Source organism: Verrucomicrobiota bacterium, assembly GCA_034440155.1.
In the GTDB taxonomy this organism is placed as follows: Bacteria; Verrucomicrobiota; Verrucomicrobiia; order JAWXBN01; family JAWXBN01; genus JAWXBN01.
In genome coordinates this window covers 1-4,906 of sequence record JAWXBN010000054.1, presented here as the reverse complement: position 1 = coordinate 4,906, position 4,906 = coordinate 1, and the positions used below count along the sequence as shown (strand labels likewise).

General features: G+C 47.3%; 5 protein-coding genes. 1 reads left to right on the top strand and 4 read right to left on the bottom strand.

What is annotated here, in order from left to right:
- The 3 genes from SGI98_05880 to SGI98_05870 form a co-directional block, all read right to left on the bottom strand.
- Positions 1–249, bottom strand: a 249-nt coding sequence (locus tag SGI98_05880) for a hypothetical protein (protein MDZ4742932.1), incomplete at its 3' end; no start/stop codon positions are given.
- Between the two features lie 265 nt (positions 250–514).
- Positions 515–2,503, bottom strand: a complete 1,989-nt coding sequence (locus SGI98_05875) for a PHP domain-containing protein (GenBank protein ID MDZ4742931.1) — start codon at positions 2,501–2,503, stop codon at positions 515–517.
- Positions 2,504–2,647: 144 nt separating this feature from the next.
- On the bottom strand, positions 2,648–3,526 hold the full coding sequence (locus tag SGI98_05870) for an AraC family transcriptional regulator (GenBank protein ID MDZ4742930.1): 879 nt from the start codon (positions 3,524–3,526) through the stop codon (positions 2,648–2,650).
- A 139-nt stretch (positions 3,527–3,665) separates the two neighbouring features.
- On the opposite strand from SGI98_05870, the gene SGI98_05865 reads away from it, so the two are divergent.
- On the top strand, positions 3,666–4,487 hold the full coding sequence (locus tag SGI98_05865) for a phytanoyl-CoA dioxygenase family protein (GenBank protein ID MDZ4742929.1): 822 nt from the start codon (positions 3,666–3,668) through the stop codon (positions 4,485–4,487).
- Here SGI98_05865 and SGI98_05860 read toward each other — a convergent pair.
- A partial coding sequence (locus SGI98_05860) for a hypothetical protein (protein ID MDZ4742928.1) occupies positions 4,484–4,906 on the bottom strand: 423 nt, incomplete at its 5' end. The two genes, SGI98_05865 and SGI98_05860, sit on opposite strands and share 4 nt — an antisense overlap.

Here is a 4,906-nt window from a genome sequence, read left to right as displayed (position 1 = left end):
GTTGCACTCGACGGGTTTAGCCCCCTTATTCGTCACCTCGATGTCCACACTGGCCCGTTCACGTTTATAGGTTTTTACTTTGGGATTAAGTTTAAATACCCATTTTAACTCTAAACCAGCCACAGCGAGTTTCCGGGGATCATCCAAAGCGATCTTTTTAATCGTTTGGGACCGGGGTGTTTTGATTTCCAAAAGGCACTTGGACAGATTGAGGTTTTGGGCAAGAAAGTTTGAAGGATATTTTTTCATATAGGGGTAATGCGCCCAATCAAATTCCCTGTCATCCCAGAAACTGCAAGCGAAAACTGACCAAAGAGGCTATAAAAGATATCTCACTTTATCCCGATATCTTTGATGATATCTCCTAAATGGCCAAGTCCGTGAGTACACGCCGCCCCCCTCAAGAACAGGAAGTTTCCAGACTAAAAGTGTAACAATTTGCACCCCGCTCCGTATTCCGCCTAATCCCATGGACACCACAGGTAACTCCGGATCAATACAAACCTTTCGGCATTCAAGCAGCGGAAATAGCGATCATTTTCTGGTCTTGAAGGGGAGGGAGAGCATCAACCATCGTCCCGTCGATCACAGGTGCCGCGCGACTGGTAGAAAATCGATCATCACGGTAGAGTGTAATGGCGAGATCCTGATTCTTGCGGATACAAGCCTTGATCGCTTCGGGGTCTTTCTCACAGAAAAGCATGGTTTTCCATGAATAGATATGTTTGGGCTTATGGAAATCGCTATTGGCGATGATGGGGAATTTTTTCAGGCCGACGGGATTAAAAATATCATCCCGGTTGGCGATCTCCCAGGCATCCAATAGGGGCACAAACACATCCTGATTCTCCCAGAAATACATCGTATTGATTCCCCAATGGCCTTTGAACTGGTGCGGGTGGGCCGCAATAGCTAGTCCACCTTGGAGATGAATCTGCTCAATGGTGTCGATAATGGATAAACCCGGATCAATAGGGGACTTTAAATCGACAGCCAATAAGTGTGCCGAGGTCTTCCGACTCATTCCATCCTTGTTAAACTCAAGTCCGGCCATCAGAATCATCCCATATTTTTTCATCGCACGTTTCCGCTCGTTTTCGATGACTTCAAAATATTCTTCCACCTGATCACGGGGCAATACCAGGTTGCTCATATTGGCCATTTTACCGACTAACCGGTTATAATCAGCAATATGGTCTGTGATACAAATGGCATCAAAGCCCCGGCTCCCATAAAAATCCACCAGATCTGTCACGGAGAGTTTCCCATCGGAATACCGGGTGTGCATGTGAAAATCACAGAGAAGCATCTGCTTCCCAAAGGGTTGTTGTCGCGTCCCTTGGTTCGGGAGATTAAATGCGGAGACATTTGATGAAACAATATTGCCCGGGCGGGCCAGGCCGAGGCAGAAATGGGCGATATCCAAGGCTGCTTGGGGATTACTGGCCTTGCGTAGATTTTCATTCCACACACCCCAGAGGTGCCCCTCACGGTCAAAAGCTTTTTCCAGCCAGAAATCGATTTCTGCCGGTTTCTGGGCAATGGCCCCGACATTGAGCTTTTCGATCAACGAAGCATTCCCCTCTTCTTGACCTGGTACGACCTGTGTGACGATCATGGGGCAACACCCGGCAATGGCCTCTTGAGTCGTAGCCCCCCCAGCTTTGGAGATAATGACATGGTGACTTTTCAGGAGTTTGGGTACTTGGTTGGTCCAACCCAAAATCGTCACCCGGTCACGTTCCTCCGCGACGATTTCTTCAATCTCGGCTTTAACCTTAGGATCTTTACCGACAGCAATCGTCAAGTCATAGTCTTTATGCTCAAGCAAACGCCTAATGACCTTATCCGCCTGTTTTCGCCCCGAATTCAGCATGTACAAAATCTTTTTTCTGACATCCTTCCCCGGATGGGCAATAGGCTCCATGGACTGGAGATCAGCAAAGACCGGAGTCACCGGGAAACCCAACACCTTGATTCTTTCTTCAGGAATAGCTGCTTTACGCAAAACGTCCGCCGAAAGCTCATTGGCCACGACAAAATAATCACTATACGCCCGGAACCACATGGAGTTGATCGAGATCGAGTCGGTAATCACGGTCACGAGGGGAAAAGGTTTTTCACGGCCTTCCTCCTCGTAAATATCATTAATAATATAGTTATAAACAGGATATACACTGACGACGACATCCGGCTGGACAGACTTCAGGAGGTCATCCATTGACGCCCTGATTTTATAGAGCATGGGCAAATTGACATCAATAGCCGTGGTTTTATCGAGGAGCTGATAAAATTTGCTCCAGAGCTTCGGAGTTCTATTAATCGCTGTCAGATAAGTCTTTTGCAGCAAGTGGTTGACCTTACCATAACAAGTATCAAAAAGGTCGAAAATTTCCACTTGGGATTCGTCTGGAGCGATGCGTTCCACCGCATCACGCAAATTGCGTGCGGCAGTATTATGCCCTTCCCCAAAGCCCGCTGTGAATATAAGTATTTTTTTCAAAGGCTATTTTTTTATTAAGATAAACTCCTTTGCCGATAGTATCTTACATTCTTTTGTGACAAACACATGTCCAAAACGTGACAATCTCTTGACGTTTCAGATTCTTTTACGCAGGAGGATTTATCCCCAGCTCCATCCAAACGGTTAATTTTCCGGGACACCCACACCGATATCCAGACCCGTGGTGTGTTGGCGGTAAACCTTCGGGCTACATTTTTTGCGCCGGAGGAATTGGCGGTTGAAATTTGATAGGTTTAAAAAACCCGAGTCAAAACATATCTCTGCAATCGTGCGGTCACTTTCCACAAGCAATTTGCACGCATGGGACAAACGCATATCGATCAGGAATGACGCAAACGTCGTTCCCGTCCGTTTCTTGAAATAGCGACTGAAGGCCGAAGGACTCATCCCTACTAAGATGGCTGTCTCTTTTTCGAAAACTTCTTCCCTAAAACGATTATGCAGGAACTGAAAAATCTTATTCAATCGTAATCCATCCTCCCCGTTAAGGAGGGGCTCGTACCCCGCCGAAGCGATCAAATCATACTCCCGGCTTTTGGATATTTTCTCCAATATACCGAGGAGTAAACACAAGCGCCCTATCCCCTCTTCCTTCATCATTTTTTTCAAGTCAGTCTCGACTCGGTTCCGCAACTCCCCCTTGAGCTTTAGTCCACGGCGGGCCATTTGGATGGTTTGATTGATCAAGGTATACTCTTTTTCTGGGAGAATGAGGGGGGAAAGGAATTCCTGCCTGAATTGAAGTACAAGGGATTCTGATTTTCCCTTGTGATCCTGGTCATTAAGCCAGACATGAGGCAGGTCGGCCCCGAGTAAAACCAGATCACCTTCCTTAAATGAATCTATCTTATCCCCCACAAATCGCGTTCCGTGACTCGAGAGGATCAGGGTCAGCTCAAGCTCCGGATGGAAATGCCATGGATAATTAAAACGGGTCAAAGAAAATTTCCGGCAGATCCACGCTGTTTGGGAAAAAGGGATTTTTTCAAGTTGTGCTTTCATAATAGGCTTTTTTCGACATTCCTTTAGTCGGTTTTAGTCAAATTAATCAAAATAGTATCACTTTTTGCCGGAATTGTGGAGGATTCATTTTATGGATTTCTATTTGGTGGTTAATGAAAAAAATAAAACACCCCATCCTATGTCCACACAAACTATTCCTTTAATAGACACTGCATACACCCTCACCCCGGAGCAAATTGCTTTTTTCCAGAAGAACGGGTTCATCAAACTAAAACAGGTTTTTTCCGCTGAAGAAATTGCTTATTGGGAACCCATCATCAGCAATGCCGTCCGCCAGTACAATACCATGACCAAGCCGATGCATGAACGTAACACCTACGAAAAAGCTTTCCAGCAAATCCATAACCTCTGGCGTCGTGATGAGAAAGTCCGTGAATTCTCCTTAAGCAAACGCTTGGCTAAAATCGCCACGGAACTCCTCGGTGTCTCCGGTGTACGCATGTACCATGACCAAGCTCTGTATAAAGAACCCCAAGGCGGAGCCACCCCTTGGCATGTGGACCAATATTACTGGCCTGTGGATACATTTAATACGGTAACGGCTTGGATCCCCCTCCAAGAAACCTCCATGGAGATGGGACCCTTGGCATTCAGTTGTGGTAGTCACCGTGTAAAAGTCGCCCATGACATGGAAATCAGCGACCAAAGTGAGGAAGTCATCCGGGAAACTATCCGGGTCAAAGACCTGCCGATCGTTGACACGGCCTTCGAGCTTGGTGAAGTCAGCTTCCATTACGGCTGGACTCTCCACCGAGCGGGGGCCAATCAAACCGACCGCATGCGGGCCGTCATGACGGTTATTTACATCGAAGACGGCACAAAGATGTCCGCCCCGAAAAATAAGGACCAATCCAATGACTGGAATTGGTGGCTCTCCGGCACCCGACCGGGGGAAGTGATCCAGACAGAGCTTAATCCTGTGCTTTACCGGAAGGATTAAACTACCGTCTTCTTGCCCGCTTTAAGCCGGAGCGATTTATTTGTCCCGGTCTTTGCCCATTTAGGGAGGATGAGTTTGACCGACTGGTCTGTGGTTGAGAGTAATTCAACGGAAAGCTTTTTCTTTGTCCTATCCCAATGGATTGAAACCTTCACTCCCCCACGGCAACAAAGTCCGCGGACAGAGCCCTTTTCCAGGGCCTTGGGTAAGGCGGGAAGGATTTTAATGCTGCCGGGCACAGAGAAACAAAGCATTTCCAGGACGGCTGCGGAAAGCCCCATACTCGCATCGATTTGGAATGGAGCCGTATTCCCCCAGATATCACGGCGCGTGATTCCTTGATTACGCCAATCATTACAGTAGGTGTAGAGGTTATCCCCGACACAAGACCGGCTCATGACGACGATACATTCAAAAGC